General features: G+C 70.4%; 23 protein-coding genes. 17 read left to right on the top strand and 6 right to left on the bottom strand.

All coding sequences use genetic code 11. From position 1 onward, the window contains the following. The first annotated feature begins 80 nt into the window (after positions 1-80). The gene (locus SD455_RS03080; protein WP_445507246.1) at positions 81-1,076 is read left to right on the top strand and encodes a YdcF family protein; all 996 of its coding nucleotides are present in this window, start codon (positions 81-83) and stop codon (positions 1,074-1,076) included. Positions 1,077-1,139: 63 nt separating this feature from the next. Beyond that, positions 1,140-2,519: an FUSC family protein gene (locus tag SD455_RS03085; RefSeq protein WP_445507210.1), complete on the top strand. Its 1,380-nt coding sequence runs from the start codon at positions 1,140-1,142 to the stop codon at positions 2,517-2,519. Positions 2,520-2,571: 52 nt separating this feature from the next. Here the strand turns inward: SD455_RS03085 and SD455_RS03090 are convergent, their stop codons facing one another. After that, positions 2,572-3,117, bottom strand: a complete 546-nt coding sequence (locus SD455_RS03090; RefSeq protein WP_445507211.1) for an amino-acid N-acetyltransferase — start codon at positions 3,115-3,117, stop codon at positions 2,572-2,574. Positions 3,118-3,379: 262 nt separating this feature from the next. Between SD455_RS03090 and pstS the strand changes: the two genes are divergently transcribed. From pstS to pstB, 4 genes are all read left to right on the top strand, one after another. Beyond that, complete coding sequence (gene pstS, locus SD455_RS03095; RefSeq protein WP_445507212.1) at positions 3,380-4,507, top strand: phosphate ABC transporter substrate-binding protein PstS; 1,128 nt, start codon at positions 3,380-3,382, stop codon at positions 4,505-4,507. A 152-nt stretch (positions 4,508-4,659) separates the two neighbouring features. Further along, positions 4,660-5,658 (top strand): phosphate ABC transporter permease subunit PstC, encoded by a 999-nt coding sequence (gene pstC / locus SD455_RS03100; RefSeq protein ID WP_445507213.1) that lies wholly within the window; start codon positions 4,660-4,662, stop codon positions 5,656-5,658. Beyond that, a complete protein-coding gene (gene pstA, locus SD455_RS03105; RefSeq protein ID WP_445507214.1) occupies positions 5,658-6,941 on the top strand; it encodes a phosphate ABC transporter permease PstA in 1,284 nt (427 codons plus the stop codon). The genes pstC and pstA overlap by 1 nt, the downstream gene beginning before the upstream one ends. A 116-nt stretch (positions 6,942-7,057) precedes the next feature. Continuing rightward, positions 7,058-7,837, top strand: a complete 780-nt coding sequence (gene pstB, locus SD455_RS03110; RefSeq protein ID WP_070162697.1) for a phosphate ABC transporter ATP-binding protein PstB — start codon at positions 7,058-7,060, stop codon at positions 7,835-7,837. Between the two features lie 105 nt (positions 7,838-7,942). Here the strand turns inward: pstB and SD455_RS03115 are convergent, their stop codons facing one another. The 3 genes from SD455_RS03115 to SD455_RS03125 form a co-directional block, all read right to left on the bottom strand. Beyond that, positions 7,943-8,962, bottom strand: a complete 1,020-nt coding sequence (locus tag SD455_RS03115; protein WP_070162695.1) for an inorganic phosphate transporter — start codon at positions 8,960-8,962, stop codon at positions 7,943-7,945. Between the two features lie 10 nt (positions 8,963-8,972). Next, positions 8,973-9,587 carry a DUF47 domain-containing protein gene (locus tag SD455_RS03120; protein WP_083277818.1) on the bottom strand — a complete coding sequence of 205 codons (615 nt, stop codon included), beginning with the start codon at positions 9,585-9,587 and terminating at the stop codon, positions 8,973-8,975. Positions 9,588-10,032: 445 nt separating this feature from the next. Continuing rightward, on the bottom strand, positions 10,033-11,160 hold the full coding sequence (locus tag SD455_RS03125) for a DVUA0089 family protein (RefSeq protein ID WP_445507215.1): 1,128 nt from the start codon (positions 11,158-11,160) through the stop codon (positions 10,033-10,035). A gap of 296 nt (positions 11,161-11,456) precedes the next feature. Between SD455_RS03125 and SD455_RS03130 the strand changes: the two genes are divergently transcribed. Continuing rightward, positions 11,457-14,009: a GcvT family protein gene (locus tag SD455_RS03130; protein ID WP_445507216.1), complete on the top strand. Its 2,553-nt coding sequence runs from the start codon at positions 11,457-11,459 to the stop codon at positions 14,007-14,009. A gap of 53 nt (positions 14,010-14,062) precedes the next feature. Here SD455_RS03130 and SD455_RS03135 read toward each other — a convergent pair whose 3' ends face one another. After that, the gene (locus SD455_RS03135; protein WP_445507217.1) at positions 14,063-14,875 is read right to left on the bottom strand and encodes an IclR family transcriptional regulator; all 813 of its coding nucleotides are present in this window, start codon (positions 14,873-14,875) and stop codon (positions 14,063-14,065) included. 144 nt (positions 14,876-15,019) lie between these two features. Here SD455_RS03135 and SD455_RS03140 point away from each other — a divergent pair, with 144 nt between their 5' ends. Next, complete coding sequence (locus tag SD455_RS03140) at positions 15,020-16,270, top strand: glycine cleavage T C-terminal barrel domain-containing protein (RefSeq protein ID WP_344684978.1); 1,251 nt, start codon at positions 15,020-15,022, stop codon at positions 16,268-16,270. Between the two features lie 138 nt (positions 16,271-16,408). After that, entirely contained in the window at positions 16,409-18,202 is a 1,794-nt protein-coding gene (locus tag SD455_RS03145; protein WP_445507218.1) for a formate--tetrahydrofolate ligase, read from the top strand. A gap of 124 nt (positions 18,203-18,326) precedes the next feature. On the opposite strand, the gene SD455_RS03150 is transcribed toward SD455_RS03145, so the two are convergent. Further along, positions 18,327-18,731 carry an MmcQ/YjbR family DNA-binding protein gene (locus tag SD455_RS03150; protein WP_445507219.1) on the bottom strand — a complete coding sequence of 135 codons (405 nt, stop codon included), beginning with the start codon at positions 18,729-18,731 and terminating at the stop codon, positions 18,327-18,329. A gap of 205 nt (positions 18,732-18,936) precedes the next feature. On the opposite strand from SD455_RS03150, the gene SD455_RS03155 reads away from it, so the two are divergent. The 8 genes from SD455_RS03155 (at position 18,937) to SD455_RS03190 (ending at position 24,151) form a co-directional block, all read left to right on the top strand. Further along, entirely contained in the window at positions 18,937-19,323 is a 387-nt protein-coding gene (locus SD455_RS03155) for a VOC family protein (protein ID WP_070162736.1), read from the top strand. 3 nt (positions 19,324-19,326) lie between these two features. Continuing rightward, positions 19,327-19,794 carry a helix-turn-helix transcriptional regulator gene (locus tag SD455_RS03160; RefSeq protein ID WP_070162683.1) on the top strand — a complete coding sequence of 156 codons (468 nt, stop codon included), beginning with the start codon at positions 19,327-19,329 and terminating at the stop codon, positions 19,792-19,794. A 10-nt stretch (positions 19,795-19,804) separates the two neighbouring features. After that, positions 19,805-20,212 (top strand): VOC family protein, encoded by a 408-nt coding sequence (locus tag SD455_RS03165; RefSeq protein WP_070162734.1) that lies wholly within the window; start codon positions 19,805-19,807, stop codon positions 20,210-20,212. An 86-nt stretch (positions 20,213-20,298) separates the two neighbouring features. Beyond that, positions 20,299-20,694, top strand: coding sequence for a VOC family protein (locus tag SD455_RS03170; RefSeq protein WP_445507220.1), 396 nt, complete (start codon positions 20,299-20,301; stop codon positions 20,692-20,694). A 142-nt stretch (positions 20,695-20,836) separates the two neighbouring features. Then, positions 20,837-21,559 carry a hypothetical protein gene (locus SD455_RS03175; protein WP_445507221.1) on the top strand — a complete coding sequence of 241 codons (723 nt, stop codon included), beginning with the start codon at positions 20,837-20,839 and terminating at the stop codon, positions 21,557-21,559. A 116-nt stretch (positions 21,560-21,675) separates the two neighbouring features. Beyond that, entirely contained in the window at positions 21,676-22,062 is a 387-nt protein-coding gene (locus SD455_RS03180; RefSeq protein WP_445507222.1) for a YciI family protein, read from the top strand. A gap of 18 nt (positions 22,063-22,080) precedes the next feature. Then, positions 22,081-23,124, top strand: a complete 1,044-nt coding sequence (locus tag SD455_RS03185) for a DUF6596 domain-containing protein (RefSeq protein WP_445507223.1) — start codon at positions 22,081-22,083, stop codon at positions 23,122-23,124. Positions 23,125-23,227: 103 nt separating this feature from the next. Continuing rightward, a complete protein-coding gene (locus tag SD455_RS03190) occupies positions 23,228-24,151 on the top strand; it encodes an ATP-grasp domain-containing protein (RefSeq protein ID WP_445507224.1) in 924 nt (307 codons plus the stop codon). The last annotated feature ends 2 nt before the right edge of the window (positions 24,152-24,153 follow it).

Here is a 24,153-nt window from a genome sequence, read left to right on the forward strand (position 1 = left end):
CTGTGGTGCAGAACGGACGGTGCGACGACGGCGGCCCGCCTCACCACCCCCGCCCGCCCCGCTAGGCTGGCCCCGTGTTCATGCTGATCCTCGCCGTACTCTTCGGAGCTGTGTACCTGCACTTCCGCCGGAGGGACCGGCGCATGCTCCGCAACGGTGTCGCGCTCGTGGCCGCGGTCGGCTGCGCCCTGCTGGGCGTGGTGGAGATCCTCACCCAGGTGGTCCCCGGCTTCGGGTTCGTCACCCTGCTGATCGTGCTGCTGCTGCCGGCCAGCGTGCTGGTGCTCAGCGGCTTCCTCATCGCCAACGGGGTCACCATGCTGCGCCGTGAGGGCCGCCGGCTGGGGAACATGCTCTCCCTGCTGGCGGGGCTGGCCATCCCAGCACTGCCGGTGATCGCCGTCGTCCTCGTCGTCACCGGGGACCCGTACCTGATCACGTTGGCGGTCCTGCTGTTCCTGGCCACCGGCTACGCGGGCGCCGCCTTCGTGATCTTCCTGAGCTACGCGGCGGCCTACGGGCGGATGACGCACCAGGAGCACCCGGCCGCCGTCGTGGTGCTGGGGTCGCGGCTCATCGACGGTGGGGTGCCGCCGCTGCTGAAGGCGCGCCTGGACCGTGCCCTGGAGATCTACCGGCAGTCCGAGCAGAAGCCGCTGCTCATCCCCTCCGGCGGGCAGGGGCCGGACGAGTCCCGCCCCGAGGGCGAGGCCATGGCCGAGTATCTGCTGGGCCAGGGCGCGGCGGCAGAGGATGTGATCCCGGAGAACCGGGCGGTGAACACCGCACAGAACCTGCGGTTCTCCCAGCAGATCCAGGACGACGCCGGTCGCTCCGGTCCGCTGCTGGCGGTCACCAACAACTACCACGTGCTGCGGGCGGCGCTGCTGTCTCGGAAGGCGGGCATGCGCGCGGAGGTCACCGGCGCGAAGACGGCCCGCTACTACGTGCCCAGCGCGTTCCTGCGCGAGTTCATCGCGGTGATGAAGGGTCATATGTTCCTGCACGTGCTGCTGTTCCTGCCCTTCCTGGCGTTCAGCGTGCTGGTGCTCATCGCGGGCCTCAATGCCGGATGAGCGCCACATGTCCTCGGCCACATGCCCCCTGATCACAGGCTCGGGAGAGCATAGACTCGAAGGGTGAGCACAGCTGCGGACTCCTCGGACCCCCAGGACCCCGCCGGCACGGGCCGGTCGGGGACGGGCGCGTCGCTGCGGCAGCACCTCGGCAGAGCTCGGCGCTTCGCCGTGGCCCGCGCCCGGTCCGGCGGGATCCGCGCGGGCCGCTCAGTGGTCCCGGCCCTGCAGATGACGATCGCCGGCGTCGGCTCCTTCGCGCTGGCGGAGACGCTGCTGGGCCATGACGGCCCGCTGTTCGCCGCGGTCGCGGCCATGATCGCCCTCGGGTTCACCAAGGAGCCCCGGCTGCGCAAGGTGGTGGAGGTCGCCGCCGGCTGCACGCTGGGCATCTTCATCGGGGACATGGTGCTGCACATCTTCGGGGCCGGCCTGGTGACGGCCTCGTTCGTGCTGTTCATCTCCGTGATGCTGGCCCGGCTGCTGGACAACTCCTCGCTGCTGGCCATGCAGATGGGCCTGCAAGCGCTGCTCGTGGTGCTGATCCCGGCTCCGGAGAGCGGGCTGCTGGGTCCGTTCTCGCGCAGTGCGGACGCGATCCTAGGCGGCACGGTGGCCATGCTGATCGCCCTGCTGACGCCGAAGGACCCGCGGCGCGAGCCGATCCGTGAGCTGCGCGGAGTGGTGGACGATCTGGTGCTGGCGCTGCGGGAGACCGCCCGGGCCATCCGCACGTCGGAGTCGCGGGAGGCCTGGCATGCGCTGATCCGCTGCCGGGGGATCCAGTCGCAGATCGACGACGCCGAGGCCGCCGTGTCCTCCGCCCAGGAGCTGACCCGCTACTCACCAGCGTATCGGCGCCACCGGCATTACGTGCGCAGGATGGGGCGGCTGACCGAGAAGATGGACCTGGCGGTGCGGTCCATGCGGGTCATCACCCGGCGGGCGGTGTCCATGGTGGACAACGCCTCCCTCAACGACGACGCCACGACCAGTCTGTCCGCGCTGCTGGACGAGCTCGCCGACGCCGTCCACATGCTCGCCCGGGCGGTGTCCGAGCCGGGTGCGGCCTCGGCGGAGCGGATGGAGGCGGCCCAGCACGGGTTGGCGGCGGTGGCCACCCGCCTGCACCCGACCCGGCTGGAGATCGACACCCTGGAGGGGGAGTCGGTGGTGCTGATGCTGCGCACCCTGATCGTGGACGTGATGGAGGCCGCAGGGCTGACCCACGAGGAGGCCGAAGAGCACCTGCCGGCGCTGGGCCGCCGCGATACGCTCACCGGGCGGATCCGGATCGTGAAGGCCGAACGCCGCGCGGAGCGGGCGGAACGCAAGCCGCAGCCCCAGGACCCTTGGCAGCATGAGCCGTTCGAAGAGGACGACGACGGCGCCGCCCCGGACGGCTCCGACGCCCCGGGAGAGGGCACGCAGCCGCCGCGCTGAGCTGAGACCTGCCCACCCGCGCACCTGCCCACCCGCGCAGGGCGGCGTCGGTTCAGAGGTGCAGGATCATCCGGGTGTTGCCCAGCGTGTTGGGCTTCACCCGCGCCAGGTCCAGGAACTCGGCCACACCTTCGTCGTGGGAGCGCAGCAGTTCCGAGTAGACCTCGGGCGGCACGGCGTCCTGCTGCTCCATGACGGTGAACCCGTGCCGGGTGAAGAACTCCACCTCGAAGGTCAGGCAGAACACCCGGCTGACGCCGATCTCGCGGGCCTGCTGCACCAGTCGGCGCAGCAGGGCGGAGCCGACGCCGTGGCCGCGCCAGGAGTCGTGGGTGGCCAGGGTGCGAACCTCCGCGAGGTCCTCCCACATGACGTGGAGGGCGCCGAAGCCGATGAGCTCGCCGGCGTCGGACTCGGCGATCTGGAACTCCTGCAGGGACTCGAAGTAGGCGACCTTCTCCTTGGGCACCAGCACGCGTCGCTCCACCAGCGGCTGCGAGAGGTCCACGATCCGCTGCACATCAGGGGTGCGGGCGGGCCGGATGCTGAAGGTGTCGTGGGCCGGGCCCTGGGGACCGGCCGGCGCGGTGGAGGTCATCGCCCCAGTCTACGACCGGCCCCGGGCCAGGGCGTGTGCCGTGGTTCACCGAGCGTTCACCGGATGCGCGCGCTCTGGTCACGTCGTTCCGGCCGTTCCGTCACCTGCTGTCCCTACTGTGGCTCTCGGTCCGCGGCATGACTGTGTCCGGGCCCCTGGCACGATGCCACCCCTGGCATCATGCCGGTCCCGCATCTGCGCGGGGACACCGAGCAGGAGCCGATCGGCTCCGCCTGGCAGTCAACACCTGAGAGAGGACGACGTGAAGCTTCATCGTTACGGTCGCGCGGCGGCCATCCTGTCCGTGGCGTCGCTGGCGCTGGTCGCCTGCGGCGAGGCGAACAACCCCGGTGGCGAGAACGCCGCCGGCGGAGACGGCGAGAACGGCGGGGAGACCTCGGAGGTCCAGGGCACGCTCTCCGGCGGCGGCTCCTCGGCCCAGGAGGCGGCCATGACCGCCTGGACCAACGGCTTCACCTCCGTGGCCCCTGAGGCGCAGGTCAACTATGCCTCGGTGGGCTCCGGCTCCGGTCGGGAGGGCTTCCTGGGCGGGGAGTATGACTTCGCAGGCTCCGATGCGGCGATGGACGACGGCGAGTGGGAGCAGTCGCAGGAGGTCTGCGGACCCGACGGCGCGTTCCACATCCCGTCCTACATCTCGCCGATCGCCGCGGCGTACAACGTCGAGGGCATCGACGGCACGCTGAACCTGGATGCTGACACCCTAGCGCGGATCTTCACCGGGGACATCACCTCCTGGGACGACGAGGCGATCGTCGAGCACAACCCGGATCTGGACCTCCCGGACACCCCGATCACCGTGGTGCACCGCGCGGACGACTCCGGCACCACCGAGAACTTCACCGAGTACCTGGAGGCCGCGGCCCCCGACGTCTGGGAATGGGAGGCCGACGGCGCCTGGCCGGCGGAGGTCTCCTCGGAGTCCGCTCAGCAGACGTCGGGCGTGGTGGACCTGACCACCAGCACCGACGGCGCCGTCACCTATGCCGACGCCTCACAGATCGGCGGTCTGGACTCGGTGGCCGTCCAGGTGGGCGAGGAGTATGTGGAGTACTCCCCGGAGGCCGCCGCGCAGGCGGTCGCCTCCTCCAGCCCGGTGGAGGGTCAGGCGCCGAACAACATGGCTGTCGAGCTGGATCGCGAGACCGAGGAGTCCGGCGCGTATCCGATCGTGCTGGTGGCCTACAACATCTTCTGCAACGAGTACCCGGAGCAGGAGACCGTGGACCTGGTGAAGGCGTTCGGCGAGTACGTGGTCTCCGAGGACGGCCAGTCCACCGCCGAGTCGGCCGCGGGCAACGCCCCGATGTCGGATGAGCTGCGCGACCAGGCGCTCGAGGCCCTCGACCAGATCAGCGCGGCCGAGTGACCGGCCACTGATCCGGGACCCCGGTGGCGGGCGCCGCATGGCGCCCTCCTCCGGGGTCCGTCCGTTGACCTGCGCGGTGCAGCCGACGACGACGGTGCTCGCCCGGCGGCGTGCGCACCACTGACACCTGTGATGCTCTGATGGGAGATCCTGTGACCAGCTCGGACGAGTCACCCACCCCCGGGACGGCCGTGGCGGCCGCACCCGATCGGGAGAACAGACATAATTCGCTGACCACCTCTGACTCCGGGGGAGTGTTCGGTGACCGGGTGTTCTCCGGCCTGGCGCTGGGGGCGGGCGTCGCCATCCTGGTGGTGCTGGCCTTCGTGGCCCTGTTCCTCACCGCCAACTCCACCGGCGCGGTCTACCGGGAGGAGGAGGGGCTCATCATCGGGGCGTTCCTGGAGTACGCCTATCCGCTGGTGATCGGCACCGTGGTGGCCTCGGCGATCGCGCTGGTGCTGGCCACCCCGGTGGCGGTCGGCGTCGCTCTGTACATCTCGCACTTCGCCCCGCCGCGGCTGTCCAAGTCCATCGGATACGTGATCGACCTGCTGGCGGCGATCCCTTCGGTGGTCTACGGCGCCTGGGGGATGAGCTTTCTCGGGCCGGCGCTGGTGCCCGCCTACACGTGGCTGCACGAACACCTGGGCTTCATCCCGCTGTTCGGGGACGCGCCCTCGCAGACGGGTCGCACGATCTTCACCGCCGGAGTGGTGCTGGGAGTGATGGTCCTGCCGATCATCACCTCGGTGTCCCGGGAGATCTTCGTGCAGACCCCGAAGCTCCATGAGGAGGCCGCGCTCGCGCTGGGAGCGACCCGCTGGGAGATGATCCGCATGGCGGTGTTCCCCTTCGCCCGGGCCGGCATCATCTCCGGAGTCATGCTGGGGCTCGGACGGGCGCTGGGAGAGACGATGGCGGTGGCGCTGGTGCTCTCGGCGGGACCGCTCTCGGCCTCGCTGATCTCGGCGGGCAACAGCACCATCCCGGCGGAGATCGCCCTGGGCTTCCCGGAGGCCCCTCCGGGCTCCGAGCGGCAGGCTCAGCTGATCGCCATCGGCCTGGTGCTGTTCGTCATCACCCTGATCGTGAACATGACCGCCCGGTGGATCGTCAGCCGCCACAAGGAATTCTCAGGAGCCAACTGATGGCCGACACCCCGAACTCCGTTCAGCAGAGGGAGCGTCGCGACGACGACGCCTCCGCCCCCACACCTGCCCCGACACCCGCCACCGTGCAGACGCCGGGTGCCCCGACCCTCGGGTCCCGCTCCGATGACGCGCCGGGACAGTCCGCCGGGGACCTCGCCGGACGGCGCAGCCGACTGACCCGGAACACCCTTCCTCGCTGGACCTGGCTCGCGGTGCTGGCCGGATCCGCCGTCGTCGCCGCGGCCGTGAGCGCCCTGCCGGGCTTCTCGGTGCCGCTGTGGCTGGTGCTCACCGCGGTGCTGCATGTGATCGTCAGCTATGTGGTCACCCGTCTTCGGGTGGGCAGGCGCAAGGCCACCGACGGGCTCTGGACCAATCTGGTGCATCTGGCGTTCCTGACGGCGCTGCTGCCGCTGGTCTCGGTGATCTGGTCGGTGGTCTCCGTGGGGCTTCCCGGGCTGATCGAGCCCGGCTTCTTCGCCTCGGACATGCGAGGCATCGACGGCACCATCGACCAGGCGTCCCAGGAGCAGGGGGCCGCGGTGCTGGGCGGGATCCGGCATGCGATCATCGGGTCGCTGCTGATCACCATCGCCGCGACGGTCATCTCGGTGCCCATCGGCCTGCTGACCTCCATCTACCTGGTGGAGTACTCGCGCGGCGGCCCCCTGGCGCGGGCGATCACCTTCTTCGTGGACGTGATGACGGGCATTCCGTCCATCGTGGCCGGTCTGTTCGCCGGCGCCGCCATGGCGTGGTTCCTCTCCACCGTGAACACCCTCACCGGGGCGTTCGGCGGGATCCGCTCCACCATGGGCATCACTGCGGCCATCGCGCTCTCGGTGCTGATGATCCCGGTGGTGGTCCGCACCACGGAGGAGATGCTGCGGGTGGTGCCCAACGAGCTGCGGGAGGCCTCCTATGCGCTGGGGGTGCGCAAGTGGCGCACCATCCTGAAGGTGGTGATTCCGACGGCGATCTCCGGCATCGCCTCGGGCGTCACCTTGGCGATCGCACGGGTGATCGGGGAGACCGCTCCGATCCTGGTGACCGCCGGGTTCGTGGTGAACGTGAACTGGAACCTGTTCTCCGGATGGATGACGGCACTGCCGGTGTACATCTATCGTCAGTTCCAGAACCCGACCTCCCCGAACTTCTCGGACCCGTCGCATCAGCGGGCCTGGGCGGCGGCTCTGGTGCTGATCATCATCGTCATGCTGCTGAACCTGATCGCCCGCCTGGTGGCCAAGGTCTTCGCGCCGAAGCAGACGGGCCGCTGACAGACCGGGCGCTGACAGACGGGCCACTGACAGACCGGGCGGGGCTGCCCGGAGCGCCGATCAGGCCCTCATCCTGCCGGGCAACACCCGGCGCCGATCCAGTGAGAGAGTGAGACATGTCCAAGAGCATCGAGGCGAAGGACCTCAACGTCTACTACGGCGACTTCCTCGCCGTGGAGGGGGTGAGCATCGAGATCGCCTCCCGGTCGGTGACGGCGTTCATCGGCCCGTCCGGCTGCGGAAAGACCACCTTCCTGCGGAGTCTGAACCGCATGCATGAGGTGCTGCCGGGGGCCACCGTCTCCGGGAAGCTGCTGCTGGACGGCGATGACATCTACGGCCCCGGGGTGGACCCGGTGACGGTGCGGACCATGGTCGGCATGGTCTTCCAGCGGCCCAACCCATTCCCCACCATGAGCATCCGGGACAACGTGCTGGCCGGGTACCGGCTCAACGGGACGCGGCTCTCCCGCGCGGAGGCCGACGACGTCGTCGAGCGGTCCCTGCGCGGGGCGAACCTGTTCAACGAGGTCAAGGACCGCCTGGACAAGCCCGGGTCGGGACTCTCGGGCGGTCAGCAGCAGCGGCTGTGCATCGCCCGGACCATCGCGGTGAAGCCTGATGTGATCCTCATGGACGAGCCGTGCTCCGCGTTGGACCCGATCTCCACGCTTGCGGTGGAAGACCTCATCGCCGAGCTGAAGGAGGAGTACACGGTCGTCATCGTCACGCACAACATGCAGCAGGCGGCCCGGGTCTCCGAACGGACGGCGTTCTTCAACATCGCGGGCACCGGCAAGCCGGGGAAGCTCATCGAGTATGACGACACCTCCACGATCTTCAACAACCCGAAGGAGAAGTCCACCGAGGACTACGTCTCCGGCCGGTTCGGCTGAGCGGCTCCGCCCTGGGTTGCCCCCGGAGGGATTGTCGCTAAACCTCGCTTAAGTGCGCGTATTCCGACAATTGTTCCGGGGCCAACGGGCAGGGCGTGCCGGGCGTCAGTACTCCAGCAGCGGAGAGAGTGCCAGCAGCAGGACCCCGGAGGCCGCACCGACCGCCAGAGGGGTCACCGCCCAGTAGGCGAAGAGCCGGATCGCCTGTGGCCAGTTCACGGTGGCGAACCGCTGGTTGGACCCGGCCCCGATCACCGAGGAGGCCGCGGTCAGGGAGGTCGACAGCGGCAGCGACATCGCCATGGAGCCGACGAACAGCAGCGCCGAGGTGGTCGTGGTGGAGACCATGCCGCGCAGCGGGTCGATGGTGACCAGTCGGTGGCCCAGCATGTGGCCGATGCGCCACCCGCCGGTCAGGCAGCCCAGCCCGATGAGCAGCGCGAAGACGACGTAGGCGACGGGGATCCAGGCGCCGGAGTGGTCGATGTTCGCCGCCGGAAGGGCCAGCAGCAGGATGAAGGCGAACCGCTGTCCCTGCTGCAGGCCGGTGCCCAGGCTGGTGAGCCCGGCGCACACCGCCTGCACGGTCCGGCTGGTCTCGTTGACGGCGTCGGGATCCGCCCCCCGGGCGACCCGCACCGCCAGGAACACCAGCAGATAGGCCAGGCCGAAGGCGACCAGCGGGGAGAGCAGCAGGGTGGCCAGCGGGGCCGCCCACGGGAGGCCGAGCACCGCGCTGGAGTCCGTACCGTCGAGGATCATCGAGGCCAGGGCGCCGCCGATCAGTGCGGCCAGCAGGGCGTGGGTCGTCGACGTCGGCACCCCCCGGAAGTAGGTCCACAGGTTCCATCCCAGCAGGGAGATCAGTGAGGTCAGCAGGACGCCCAGGACCATCTGCGGGTCCATCCGCGGGAAGTCGAACCAGGAGAACAGGTGCACTCCCAGCGGGATGGTCATCAGCACTCCCAACGCGTTGGCCCCGGCGGCCAGCCGGGTCGCGATCCGCGGGGTCAGCGCTCGGGTGCGGGTGGGGATGGCGATGGAGTTGGCGACGTCGTGCATGCCGGCGACGAAAAGGTTGGGCAGCAGGACGACGACGATGAGGACGAGCAGCAGGATCTCCACGTGGCGGGCCTCAGGACTCCCGGACGATGATCGACCCCGCCGTGGTGCTGACCATCCGCAGCGACTCCACCGCCTGCAGCATCGCGCTGGCGATCTGCGCCTGCTGCAGTGCGATGTTGGGCTGGAAGGCGCTGTCGGAGGAGATCAGCCACTCCCGGTGGGTGCGATTGGCCTGCTTGGTGAGCCGCTGGATCTGGATCCAGTACTCCTCGAGGTGGTCGAAGTCGTCGAGCCGGGCCAGCGCGTCGATCGTGAGGTCCACCTGACGGCCCATGGTCTCCAGCTGGTCCGAGCTCTGGCGCGGCAGCACCAGGTTCTCCCGGGCGATGATGAGATCTCCGGCGGCCACCACATGTTCGAGGGTGCGGTTCAGCAGCTGGGAGAGGGCGTAGATGTCCTCCCGGGGGAGCGGGGTGAGGAAGACGCTGCGGATATGCGTCATCAGGTTGAAATGGAGGTCCATGGCGGTGCCCTCCAGGCCGATGAGCTCCTCGCGGAGCGGTCGGCGGTCGGCGGCGGGCATGCCCAGCAGCTGGGACAGCAGGTTGACCCCGGTCCGGACCTCCCGGCCGATGTCGGTCAGCAGCTCCACCGCCTGCGAGTGGCGCTGTCGTCGTGCGTTCATGCCGTGGTCCTCATCTGGTCTCCCGGTGAAGCGATGTCCGTGGAGAGTGTATAGCGGGAAGATGAATCGATTGTGTCGGTGGCTCCGCGACGGGATCCGGGGTCATGGGTCAGATCTGGGAGGCTCGGCGGGCTCTGCAGACAGGTGAACCCGCCGCATGTCAGGGCATGGGCGGGTTCAGAGCTGACGACGGTGCCTGCTGAGGGCGCGTCCGCTATGTGGTTTGGGGTGCCGGGCTGGGAACGCCTCACGGCGCGTGGCCGCTCGAAGCGGCTAAAGGTTGGAGCCCGGGGGTTACCTGCAGCCCGGCACATTCCCAGTGTCCCCCTGGAAGTCGCTGCGGTCAACTGTGTTCTCGGATCCGGTTCCCGTGTGTCTGCTCACGGGGACTGATGGGGCCGGTCGGCAGGGCCGATGAATCCTGGACCGTTCAGTCGTCGACCGTTCAGTCCTCGACCTCGATGCTGATGGTGCCGGAGGCGGCGCCGGAGCCGGAGCCGGAGACCATGATGGTCAGGACCCCGCCCTCGTCGACGTCGAATTCCAGATACGGGTCCAGCACGCTGTCCGACTCCGGATCTCTGACGCTGCGGTCGTCGTTGCGCTCCTCGGAGCCGTCGGGGAGCACGACGTCGAGGACCAGGTCTGCTCCGTCGTCGCCCCGGACGTCGAGCACCACGCGGGCTCCGTCCGGGACGTCGACGGTCGCCAGCCAGGCGGCGTCCGCGGCAGCCTCCACGGTGTGCTCCCCGTCCTCGAGCTGCTCGGCGACGGCGATCTGTTCCGTGGTCACTGTCACCTCAGCGGGGTCGCCGGAGAACTCGGTGACCACCACGTCGTACTCGCCCGGGACCAAGGCGGTCTCGAATCCGCCGTCCATGACGTTGGGGGAGTCGGTGCCGCCGTCGTCGGCGAAGGCGATCTCGGTGCCGTCGGCGTCCTGCAGCGCGAGGACCGGGTCGGTGCCCTGCTCGCTCTGCGTGGCCACGTGGTAGAGGCCGGCCTCTTCGACGCTGAGCTGCAGGCGGGTCTCGGCGTCGTCGGGGACGTGCACCGTGACGGAGTCGTCGACGGAGAGGGTCTCGGGGTTCTCCTGGGGTCGCTCCGGCCCCGTGGTCGTGGTGGTGTCCTCGTCGGCTCCGATGCGCGAGACGATGACCACGACGAGGACGACGACGAGGACCAGGAACAGCCCGATGCCGAGCCCCAGCCCGATGATCAGGCCGCGGCCGGAGGAGCGTTGCGCCGGCTGCTGCTCCCAGGGCGGACGCTGGTCATGCGGGGGCTGTCCGGGGTGGCCGGGAGGTTGAGAGTGGCCCGGCTGCTGGCCATACCCGGAATGGCTGCTGTATCCGCTGGGCTGGCCGGGTACGGCAGGCTGACCGTACCCGGCGGCCTGCCCGTACCCGGTGGGCTGGCGAGACTGGCCTAACCCCGCGGCCTGGGCGTGCCCGGACGGGGGCGTGCGGTGCGGCATCGGCGTCCGGTGCGGGGTCCACTGCTGGCCGTCCCAGTAGCGCAGCTGGTCCTGCTGTTCGGGGTCCGGATACCAGCCCGAGGCGGGTGCAGTCATAGGTCCTCTTCCTTCCGGGCGTGCGGGAGGCTGTGGCCGTCCCCGCCCCTCATCGTCCTGGCTCAGCGTAATCTCGTCGCCGCAGGAGGGCCATGTATGACGGGAGTCGGCTCGGGTGGGCGATGAGCGTCGTCGCGTCGGGGCCCCGCACTCCACCCCGACCCCTGCCCCGAACCCTGTCCCGAACCCTGTCCCGAACCCCGCCCCGCACCCCGCTCCGATCCACCATGGCCAGGCCCCGGAGCGCGGCACTATCATCGGGGCACAGACATCGCCCGGCAATGGTGGTGAGAGCGATGGTCAGCATTCCAGACAGCGCACAGGTGGTCGTCATCGGGGCCGGCATCGTCGGCAGCTCGATCGTGCGACATCTCGCCGAGCTCGGCTGGCGGGACATCCTCCTGGTGGACAAGGGCCCTCTGCCGGAGCCCGGGGGCTCCACCGACCATGCCTCGAACTTCGTGTTCCCCGTGGACCATTCGCGCGAGATCACCGAGCTGACCCTGGACTCGCTGCGGCAGTACCGGGCACTGGGCGTGCTCACCGAGCGCGGCGGGATCGAGGTGGCCCGCACTCCGGAGCGGCTGCAGGAGCTGCGTCGCCGGATGAGCTCGGCGGCCGCCTGGGGCGTGGAGGCCGAGCTCATCGGCCCCGCCCGCGTCCGCGAGCTCATGCCCCACATCCGCGAGGATCTGCTGCTGGCCGGCTTCCACACGCCCACCGGTGCCATCGTCGACGCCGTCCGCGCCGCGGAGCTCCTGCGCGCCCGGGCCGAGGAGCGCAGGGCACTGACCGTCGCCGACCGCACGGAGGTGACCGGGCTGGAGGTCGACGCCGGCCCGCACGGCGGGGTGCCGGGCCGCATCCGCGCGGTGGTCACGGATCACGGCCGGGTGGAGGCGGAGCATGTCGTCGTCGCCTGCGGGGTCTGGAGTCCCCGGATCGCCGCCCTGGCGGATGCCCGCATCCCGCTGGTGGCCGCAGTGCACCAGATGATGGACCTCGGGCCGATTCCGGAGCTGGCCGCCACCGAGGAGTGGATCTCCCTGCCGCTGGTCCGGGACATGGACGCCCGCATGTACGCCCGACAGCGCGGACCGGATCTGGAGGTCGGCTCCTACGCGCACCGGCCGATCCTCCACGAGCCCGACGAGATCCCGCCCTTCGGTGCCCCAGGGCAGGCCTCGCCCACCCAGATGCCCTTCACCGCAGAGGACTTCGCCCCGCAGCTGGCCCATGCCCGGCAGCTCTACCCGGAGCTGCTGGGGGAGCAGGGCCGCGACGGCGTGGAGGTCACCCAGGCGATCAACGGGCTGCTCTCCCTCACCCCGGACGGTGCGCCGCTGCTCGGAGAGACCGCGGAGGTCCGCGGCCTGTGGTCCGCGGCGGCGGTGTGGATCAAGGAAGGACCCGGCGTCGGGCGGGCGGTGGCCGAGTGGATGACCGACGGGGCCTCCGAGGTGGACGTCCATGGGGCCGATGTCACCCGCTTCCCGCCCTATGCCCGCACCCGGCGCCACGTGCGGGCCCGGGCGGCTGAGGGCTTCCCCAAGGTGTACGGGATCGCGCATCCGCGTGAGCAGTGGGCAAGCAGTCGCCCGATGCGCACCAGTCCGTTCCATCCGCGCACCCAGGCGCTGGGCGGGGAGTTCTTCGAGGCTTCGGGCTGGGAGCGGCCGCAGTGGTACGCGGCCAACGCGCCTCTGGTGGAGGAGTATGCGCGCCGGATCGACCACCGGGTCCACGAATGGGACGTCCGCTGGTGGTCACCGATCATCGAGGCCGAGCATCTGAGGATGCGCCAGCACGCAGCCATGTTCGACCTCACCGCGTTCAGCGTCTTCGACGTCACCGGCCAGGCGGCGCTGGAGGGGGTGCAGCGGATGGCGGTGGCGAATGCGGACCGGCCCGTGGGACGGGTCACCTACACTCCGCTGCTGGATGTCCGCGGCGGCTTCCGCTCGGATCTGACCATCGTGCGGCTGGGGGAGCAGCACTTCCGGGTCATCACCGGAGCCGCCGACGGCGCCCGGGACCTGGCCTGGTTCCGCCGTCATCTGGCCGCTGAGCTCGACGCCGGGCGCGTCGAGATCCAGGATCTGACCTCGGCGACCTGCGCGATCGGTCTCTGGGGGCCGCGTGCCCGGGACATCGTCGCATCGCTGACCGACGACGACGTCTCGGCTGACGGCTTCCGCTTCGGCACGGCACGGGAGGTGGTGCTCGCCGGGATCCCGACGCTGATGGTGCGCATCTCCTATGTGGGCGACCTCGGCTGGGAGATCCACCTGCCCACCGAGCACGGGCTGCCGCTGTGGGACGCCCTGTGGGAGGCCGGGCGGCCACACGGGCTGATCGCCGCAGGGGGCGGGGTCTATGGGACCACCGGTCGGCTGGAGAAGGCGCATCGGCTCTTCGGCGCGGAGCTCACCCCGGAGCGGGACCCGGTGGAGGCCGGGCTCGCGCTGCCGACAGTCAAGGAGGCGGACTTCCTCGGCAAGGGTGCCTACCTTGCGGCCCGCGCCCAGGAGCCCGCCGCCGTGCTGTGCACCCTCGCGCTCACCGGCGTCGGGGCCGCGGAGCCGCGGTTCCCCACCGGCAATGAGCCGGTGCTCGACGTCGACGGCTCACCCCTGGTGGACGGCCGCGGGCGGCGCAGCTATGTCACCAGCGCGGGCCCGGCGCCGTCGCTGGGGCGATTCGTGATGCTGGCCTACCTGCCGCCCGAGCGCGCGGTGCTCGGCACGGAGCTGCTGGTGGAGTACCTGGGGGTGCGGCTGCCGGCCGAGGTGCTGACCGTGGGCCGCACGGCGCCCTTCGATCCGGAGCATCGTCGGCTGAAGGGCTGAAGGGCTGACAGGCCGGGTGCCAGGTCGGGGAGGAGCCGGCGTTTCGCCGGCGGTCAGCGACGGCCGCCGTGGCCCAGGCGCCTCGACAGGGTGTCGGCGGCCTGGATCACCGGCTCCCGGACGTCCGGGAGCCGGTCCGGCGGCAGACGGTAGGACGGGCCGGCCACGCTGATCCCGGCGACGACGGCGCCGCTGTGGTCGAAGACGGGGGCCGCCACCGCGTTGAGCCCCTCCTCGTACTCCTCCACGGCGTAGGCCCAGCCGCGGCCGCGGATGCGCTGCAGCTCTTCCGTCAGCTCGGTGGGGCGGGTGAGCGTGTGCGTGGTGAAGGGCTCCAAGCCGGCGTCGAACACCGTGTGGCGGTCCTCCTCCGAGAGGTGCGCCAGCAGCACCTTCCCGTTGGAGGTGGCGTGCAGGGCGGTGTGCTGGCCGATCCAGTTGCGCATGGCGACGGCGGTGTCAGCCTCGGCCTGGCAGACGTTGATGGCCACGCCGTCGCGGGTGATGGCCACGTTGGTGGTCTCGCCGATCTGGGCGGAGAGCTCGTCACACACGGGCTGGGCCTCCAGGGAGAGGTCCAGCCGCGCCGCCGTGGCGCCGGCCAGCCGCAGGCAGCCCACGCCCAGGCGGTACCCGCCGGCGCCGTCGGGAGCCTCGACCAGGTCATGGTGGATCAGCACCTCGGCCAGGCGACCCACGGTGGACTTGTGCACTCCCAGCTCTCGGGCCATCTGGCTGAGGGTGGCCTCGCCGTCGCGGGCCAGGATGCTCAGCACGGTCAGGGCGCGGTCCACGGACCTCACCGGTGCCCCCGGGGGGCGATGCGTCGGGGCGGTGGCGTTCTCCGGACTCGTCTGGGCGTTCATGGCAGGCCTCATCCCTTTCGAGCATGACGCGGTCGGCCTCGCAGGGCAAGGGTCACCGTCGCGCAGGGCGCAACCTATTGTGTGGTACGCGACACAGTGTCATGCTGGAAGTGTCCCGAAGATGTGGCAGCCGGGGAGGATCCCATGACGCTCGATGAAGGCCCGCTGACCCTCGACGACGGCCTCGGAGCCGTCGTCCCGGACCCACGGATCCTGCTGTATCCGCGCCTGAGGAAATCACCGTTCTTCTGGGCGTCGCGGCGGCATGGAGTGGCGATGTACAGCGTGTACAACCACACGTATCACCCCCGGCACTACGGCGATCCGGTCGCCGAGTACTGGGCGCTGCTCAACGGGGTGACCCTGTGGGACGTCGGCGTGGAACGGCAGATCGAGATCACCGGACCTGACGCCTTCGAGTTCACCAACATGCTCGTCCCGCGTGACCTCACCAAGTGTGAGGTCGGACAGTGCAAGTACGTATTCATCACCGGCGAGGACGGCGGCATCCTCAACGACCCCGTCCTGCTCCGCCTCGGAGAGAACCACTTCTGGCTCTCCCTGGCTGACAGCGACATCCTGCTCTGGGCCCGCGGGCTGGCCATCAACTCCGGATTGGACGTCACCGTCGAAGAGGCCGACGTCGGCCCCGTCCAGGTCCAGGGCCCGCTCTCTGGGCAGGTCATGGCCGCGATCTTCGGCGACGGCGTCTTCGACATCGGCTACTACCGGCTCCAGGAGTATGAGCTGGACGGCATGGAGGTCATCGTCTCCCGCACCGGGTACACCGCGGAGCTGGGCTTCGAGATCTACGTCAAGAACGCCTCCCGCGACGGCGTCAGGCTCTGGGAGACCGTCTGGGCGGCCGGCGAGCCGTTCGGGATGCGCGTCATCGGGCCGTGCCATATGCGGCGCATCGAGGCCGGCATCCTCGCCCACGGCTGCGACATCACCTTCGACACCAACCCCTTCGAAGTCGGCATGGGATACGACTGGATGGTGGATCTCGAACAGGAGGCCGACTTCATCGGCAAGGCGGCCCTGACCCGCATCAAGGAGCAGGGTGTCAGCCGTCGTCTGGCCGGGGTGGAGATCGGCGGCGCACCGCTGGGCACCTTCAACGACGGCTCCATGATCGAGGCCTTCCCCGTCTGGCGAGGAGGAGAACGCATCGGCGAGGTCACCTCCGCCTGCTTCTCCCCCCGGTTGGAGCGCAACATCGGCTTCGCCATGGTGCCGACCGAGCTCAGCGACATCGGCACGGAGCTGGACATCGAGACTCCGGCCGGCATCGTGCCCGCCGTGGTGGTGCCCAAGCCGTTCGTGGATCCCACCAAGGACACGCCCAAGCAGGCGTTCGTCGCGGGCAACGGGCATCCGGCCACGGAGAACTGAACCCGCTGGCGGCGAGTCTGGCCGCGGCGGTCCGCGGCGTCGTAGTCTCAGCCGACCACCCCGTCACGTCCACTCCGGTCGCACCGGCCGGGCACCGACGTCGGCGCCGACCAGCGCGCCTCAAGGAGGGACACCTGGATGACCACCACCCGTCACACCGGATCCGACGAGGGCCGCACGGAGGCCAGCGCTCGTGGCAACGGTCAGGGGGCCGTGCCGCTCAGCGCCCAGGACAGCCTGGGGATCTCCTCGCGGACCGAGCTGCGGCCCATCCATCAGATCGGCGCTGAGCTGGGCCTGGACGAGGACCTCATCGAGCCCTACGGGCGGGGCGTCGGGAAGGTGGACCTCGCCGCGATCGATCGTCTCGCGGACCGCCCGCAGGCCAAGTACATCCTGGTCACAGCGATCACTCCGACCCCGCTGGGTGAGGGCAAGACCACCACTGCGGTGGGGCTCAGCCAGGGGATGGCGCGCACGGGCCGACGGGCCGCCGTCGCCGTCCGGCAGCCCTCCCTGGGGCCGACCATGGGGATCAAAGGCGGCGGCACCGGCGGCGGGTGGAGCCAGGTGGTGCCCATGGAGCGGCTCAACCTGCACCTGACGGGGGACATCCACGCGGTCACCGCGGCGCACAACCAGCTGGCCGCCATGGTGGACAACCACCTGCACCGCGGCAGCCCCTCCGGGCTGCATCCGGAGCGGGTCACCTGGCGCCGGGTCATGGACGTCAACGATCGCTCCCTGCGGCAGATCGTCTCCGGCCTGGGGCCCGCCGGGGGAGGGCCGACGGCGAACGGGCCGGTCCGCCAGACCGGCTTCGACATCACGGCGGCATCTGAGGTGATGGCCACTCTGTCCCTGGCGCGCTCACTGGAGGACCTGCGGGCCCGGCTGGGACGGATCGTGGTGGGCACCACCGGTGACGGTGAGCCGGTCACCGCCGAGGACATCAAAGCCGCCGGCGCCATGACGGTGCTGCTCAAGGAGGCCATCCGCCCCAACCTGCTGCAGACCGTGGAGCACACGCCTGCCCTGGTGCACTGTGGGCCCTTCGGCAACATCGCCACCGGCAACTCCTCGGTGGTGGCGGACCTGATCGGCGGCCGGGCCACCGACTACCTGATCACCGAGGCCGGCTTCGCCGCGGATATGGGTGCGGAGCGGTTCTTCAACATCAAATGCCGGATCTCCGGACTGGCGCCGGACGCAGCCGTCGTCGTGGCCACCGTGCGGGCACTGAAGGTGCACTCCGGCAGGCACCGGGTGGTGGCTGGGCGGCCGCTGCCCGAGGGGATGCTGCGGGAGAGCCCGGAGGACGTGCGCACCGGCGCGGAGAATCTGCGGGCGCAGCTGCGGATCATCCGCCGCCACGGGGTGACCCCCGTGGTGGCGGTCAACGCGTTCCCCACGGACTTCCCCAGCGAGCACGAGGTCATCGCGCAGGTGGCCGCCGAGGAGGGCGCGCGGTGTGCGGTGTCCACGCATTTCGCCGACGGCGGCGCCGGCGCCGCGGACCTGGCCGATGCGGTGGCCGAGGCTGCGGAGGAGCCGAGCGAGTTCCGGTTCCTGTACTCCGACGAGGCGCCGCTGGTGGAGAAGATCGAGACCATCGCCACGCAGGTCTACGGGGCCGACGGCGTGGACCTCTCGCCGGCGGCCGCCAAGGACCTCGCAGCCTACACCGAGGCCGGATACGGGCGGCTGCCGGTGTGCGTGGCCAAGACCCACCTGTCGCTGTCCTCGGACCCGAAGCTGGTGGGGGCGCCCAGCGGCTGGCGGCTGCCGGTGCGGGAGGTGCGGCTCTCCGCCGGGGCCGGATTCGTCTACCCGATCTGCGGCACCATGCAGACCATGCCCGGTCTGGGCTCCTCCCCGGCGGCGGAGAGCATCGACATCGACGCCGATGGGCAGGCCGTCGGGCTCTTCTGACGTCTCGGCGAGCGAGCTCCCTTCTCCCTTCCCGTGAGCGTCCTTCCCGTGAGTTGGTCTGGAGTGTGCGGTACTCGACTCGATCGAGTCGAGTACCGCAAACTCCAGACCAACTCGATGCGGATCAGCGTCTGTCCCGACGCCGGCCCAGGAACTCCTCGGCGAGGTCCGCGGGCGCGCAGGCGAACCAGGCGTCCTCGAGTGCCACGCGCAGATCCTCGCCGCTGACCGCGTCCAGCTGGATCAGCACGGAGGGGTGGCCGTCGAAGTGCGGGGTGCTGAACAGGCCCGGGACCCCTGAGCCGAGGACAGCGTCCTTCTCCCCGAGGTCATCCACGCGGACGGCCAGGATCGGGCCCGACGGCGGCGTCTCATCGCCGAAGCGCCGGATGTCGGCCTGTGTGAACGGCCGCTCCCAGGCGAAGGCCGCACCCCGGATCGACCACTGGGGATGCCCGCGCGAGGTGCCTTCCACGACCTCGGGCAGGGACAGGGCCAGGGTGCGGACGTCGTCGACCGTGGGAGCCATCGGGTCACTTCCTGAGCGTGCCGGACGAGCTGAGCAGCGGGTGGGACGCTGCGTCGTCGTCGCCCGCATCCCCAGGCTACCGGGGGCGGCATCTGCCGCAGCAGGGTCGGTGGCCCATTCCCTGGGGTTCTCGGGACGTGGCAGGATGCTGCCAGGCCGCCCGGGGGCGCCGGACGGCCGTGACGAGACGAAGGAGGGGCTGCGCATGGCGTGCAGGATCGGTGAGCTGGTGCTGGAATGTCGGGAGCCGGAGCGGCTGGCGGAGTTCTGGTGCGAGGTGTTGGACTTCGTGGTCCTGGACCGCCCCGGCGACGGCAGCATCGAGATCGGCGCCCGGGACGGGTTCGGAGGCTCCCAGCCCACCATCATCCTCAGCCCTCGGGACGAGCTGACGCCAGTGGACGCTCCGCGGCTGCACCTCGACCTCAACGCCACCGACCGGGACCAGGCAGCCGAGTTGGACCGGCTGCTGGCCGCCGGGGCTCGTCCCGCCGATGTCGGGCAGTCCGGTCAGGAGGAATGGCACGTCCTGCAGGATCCCGAGGGCAACATCTTCTGCCTGCTGCGGGCCCGCATCGCGCCCGTGGGGTGACCGATGGTCCGGGATGCTGAGAATCGTCACGCCACCCTGGTGCTGATGCGTCAGGTCCGTGATCGGATCGACCGGGACTATGCCCAGCCATTGGACGTGGAGAGTCTCGCCCGGGGTGTCCATCTCTCGGCGGGGCATCTGAGCCGGCAGTTCCGGCTCGCTTATGGGGAGTCGCCGTACTCCTACCTGATGACCCGCCGGGTGGAGCGCGCCATGACGCTGCTGCGACGTGGGGATCTCAGCGTCACCGAGATCTGCTTCGAGGTCGGGTTCTCATCCTTGGGCACCTTCTCCACCCGGTTCACCGAGCTGGTGGGTATGCCGCCCCGCGAGTATCGACGGCGGGCGGCGGCGTCATTGCGGGGGTTGCCGCCCTGTGTGGCCAAGCAGATCAGCCGGCCGCGCCGGGGTCGGGCCCGAGGTGGAGAAGTGATCAGGAATCGAGAAGCTGGACAGGCGCCCGCTCCGTAGTGTGAGCTCCATGAACATCACCATTCAGCACGCGTTCCTGCCCCATCTGGACCCGGAGGCGTCCCTGCGCTTCTACCGTGACCTGCTCGGCTTCGAGGTGCGGCAGGACGTCTCCTATGAGGACAAGAGGTGGCTCACGGTGGGCCCTCCCGGCCAGCCGGAGACCGCCATCGCGCTGCACCCGCCGGGTCTCGACCCGGGCATCACCGAGGAGGAGCTCGCCGCCATCCGCTCGCTGATGGCCAAAGGCGCCTTCGCGGCGGTCACGTTGGCCACCGACGACGTGGACGGGCTCTTCGAGTCCCTGGCTGCCGGCGGCGCCGACGTCATCCAGGAGCCCATGGATCAGGACTGGGGCGTGCGGGACTGCGCCGTGCGGGACCCCGGTGGCGCCATGGTGCGCATCAACCAGCGCTGACGTCCCGGCGATGCTGACAGCCGGGGGTGGGCGAGACCGGGCGGCAGCCCGGGACCCGGCCCGCACGTGGATGTCAGGATGCGTCCATGAGATTCGCGCAGCAGATCGTGGTCCTGGACGCCGACGACGTCGCCACAGTCGCCTCCTTCTGGGCCGGCGTGTACGGGGGCCGGGTCAGACCCTCTGATCCCAGTTGGTATGAGGTGGAGGTGGACGGCGACTACCCGCTGGCCGTGCAGCACGCCCCGGACCATGTGAGGCCTGAGTGGCCGGACGGCCAGCCGCAGCAGATGCACCTGGACCTCTATGTGGAGGACATTCGGGCCGAGCATGAGCGGGTCATGGGGCTCGGAGCGGAGCTGCTGGAGGCGGCCGAGGACCTCGACGCTGCCACCGGATTCCAGGTGTACGCCGACCCGGCCGGGCATCCGTTCTGCCTCTGCTGGGGCTGGCCGATCTGGCGGGCCCAGCTGGACGGCTGACAGGTCAGCGTCGTGTGCACGCCGGAGTCTCCGACTCTGGCCCGGGTGATCGACCCTCCCGCTGGACGGTGTGCGTGCATTACCATCTGGGGCCACCTGATGAGGGCGGCCGGGGGAGCCGCCGGGACGGAGTATGACCATCATGGACACCAGGACCCGCATGGACGCCGCCACGGGCACTGACGAACATCTCTGCGACACTTCTCCGCAGGACGCCTCTGACCGCCGGGCCACGCCGCAGAGGAGGCTGCCGGGTGTGTCAGCCGCCCTTCTCCTGGCCGCGGGAGTGGTGGCCTGCGGAGGGGACGAGGCTGACGCCGACGAGGAGCCGGACGCCGACGTCGAGGCGGAGCCGGACACCGACGCCGACGGGGCCGACGCCGACGCGGCTGAGGACGACGCCGGCTCTACGGACGGGGACAGACCGGCTGATGAGGACGAGGCATGGGCCCAGCTGGACCTCGACACCTGCGAGCTGCTCACCCCGGACGACCTTGAGTCGATCCTCGGGGTCCCATTCGAGGAGGGGACCGACGACCATGACCTCGCCTCGGGCCTCTACGCTGGCGAGTGCGTGTGGGACCTGGAGACCGATGACGAGTTCGCCCTGAGCTCCGTGGACGTCGTCATCTTCCCCACCTGGCAGTATGCGGGCGAGCCGGAGGAGTGGGAACAGCTCAAGGATTCCTATGACGACGCCGAGGAGATCTCCGGCATCGGGCAGGACGCCTTCCGGACGGGTTCAGCGATCGACATCCGGCTCGAGGGCGCGTGGGTCACGGTGTCCAGTATGGACGTCGAGGAATGGGACGACGACACCTCGGAAGAGGTCGCAGGCATCGTGGCGGAGAACTGGCCGCACTGACGGCACTGACGGAGACGAGGCTGCAGAGGCCGCATCGGTGGCAGGTGTCGATTCTGGCCCGCGCCGATCGTCATCACTGTGTCAGATCATCATCCCGACGAAAGGACGTGGTGACCATGCGATGCACCCTGCTGCTCTACTACCCGGAGCCCGCCCCCGGAGAGCTCACCGAGGAACAGCTCGCCGAAGGGATGCGGGCGTTCGACGCCTACGCGACATCGCTCGAGGAGGCCGGCGTGCTGCGTGGTCTGGAAGTCCTGCATGACACTCACGCGACGACGTCGGTCTCCGGCTCACCAAGGGACCTCCGCATCCAGGAGGGCCCTTTCGCCGACGGCGAGGAGCGCCTGGGCGGCATCGTCACCGTGGAGGTGGCGGATCTCGACGAGGCCGTCGCCTGGGCGGGACGGGCGCCGGCCGTCGAGTGGGGGCACATCGAGATCCGCCCCGTGGCCACCCGTTTCGTGGACAGTCAGTGGCTGGGCGAAGCGCCGGTGAGCTGACCGGTCGGAGGCGCACCGGTGCATCGGAACGAGCCTCCGGCGGAGGTCGACACCACCCATGACGCTGCCCCGGAGCCCGCCCGCGAGGCGGTGGAGCGCCTGGCCGCAGAGTCCCGGGCCCGTCTGCTGGCCCTGCTGGCGGCCGCCGTGCGGGACCTCGCCCTGGCGGAGGACGCCCTGGCCGACGCCTTCGAGCGGGCGCTGCGCACCTGGCCGGAGAGCGGGGTGCCGGAGCGCCCGGAGGCGTGGCTGCTGACGGTCGCCAGGAACCGGCTGCGAGATCATCTCGGGTCTGCGGCCGTGCGCACCTCGGTGCCGATCGATGCGGACCGTCCTGACGCACGGGCTGCGGAGGGGTTGGCGGCCCGTGGCGTTCAGCTGGACGAGGTCGACGTCGACCGGATCCCGGACAGACGTCTGGAGCTGCTGTTCGCCTGCGCCCACCCGGGGATCGCCGAGTCCATGCGCACCCCGCTGATGCTCCAGGTGGTCTTCGGCCGTGAGGCCCAGCAGGTGGCGAGTCTCTACGACGTCCCGACGGCGACGATGGCCCAGCGACTGGTCCGGACCAAACGCCGCATCCGCGACGCTGGCATCCCCTTCCATATCCCCACCCGTGAGGACATGCCGGCCCGGCTGGCTGCCGTCCTGGAGGCCATCTACGGGGCGTACGCGAGTGACTGGCTCGACCAGCGCGACGCCGTCCGGGAGTCGCTGGCCGACGAGGCGTGGGGGCTGGCCGCGCTGCTCACCTTCGCCCAGTCGCGCGCTCCGGCCCGTGCCTCAGATCCGTGGCCGCCCATCCAGGAGCAGGACACCGCCCTCTGGGACCCTCGGCTGATCCGGCAGGCCGAGGCGTTCCTGCACCGGGCGCACCGGCTCGGCGCGCCGCTGGGGCGCTTCCAGCTGGAGGCGGCCATCCAGTCGGTCCATGGCGATCGGAAGCGCACCGGGAGGCTGGACAGGGCCCGCCTCCTGCAGCTCTATGACGGGCTGATCGCTGTGGCCCCCACACATGGGGCGGTCGCCGCTCGCGCCGCTGTGCTGGCCGCAGAAAAGTGAGGCGCAGGACTCGGCGGGCGGCGGTGCCGCCCGCCGTTGTATCGTCGAGAGGCCCGGCGTCGTCATCCTGCCGAGGCGTCCCGAGGATCAGCGGAGGTGGACCGTGAGCGCACATGTCGGCGTCGTCGTGACCGATCAGTACCTGCCGGGGGTGCAGGACCCGGACACCGAGGTGCTGCTGCCCGCGCTGCGCGCCGCCGGGCTGCGGGCCACCCCCGTGGTCTGGCACGCCCACACCCCGGGTGAGGGCGACTACGACCTCCTGGTGCTGCGCAGTCCCTGGGACTACCCCTGGAGGGAGGATGAGATCCGCGCCTGGCTGCATGAGACGCATCGGCATGTGCCGGTGCTGAACACCCCGGCCCTGGTGGACTGGAATCTGGACAAGGTCTACCTGCGGGACCTCGAGTCCCACGGGGTGGCCACGGTGCCCACCCGGTGGGCGGACACTGCTGAGCAGCTGAACGCAGCCCTGGCCGCCCACGACGACGACTGGATCGTGCTGAAGCCCACGGTCTCCGCCGGCGCCCTGCACACCGGGCTGCTGCAGGCCTCCAGCGACGACGCCCGGCGCCTGGGCGAGCAGATCCTGGCGGCAGGACGCACCGTGATGATCCAGCCGGAGGTGCCGGAACTCTCCGCGGGCGCGGAGAAGGCGCTGTACTTCATCGACGGCCAGCACACCCACACCATCAGCAAAGGCGCGATCCTGGCCCGCGGCGGGGGACTGGCCGGCGGCGAGTATTCCGAAGACCCGCAGCCGGTGGAGGCCACTGCCGCCGAGGCGTCCTTCGCCCACCAGGTCATGGCCGCCATCGACGCCGCCTCCCCGGCGGAGTCCCCGCTCTATGCCCGAGTCGACCTGGTCACCAGCGCCCAGCACGGCATCGTGCTGCTGGAGGCAGAACTGTTCGAGCCGGTGCTGAACCTGCACAAGGTGCCGGAGGCGGCGACGGCGCTCGCCGCGGCGATCTCGCGGCGGATGGCGCGCGTCTCTGACGGCGCCTCCTCCCTGCCGCGCCGATGAGC

Source organism: Nesterenkonia sp. K-15-9-6, from assembly GCF_052656005.1.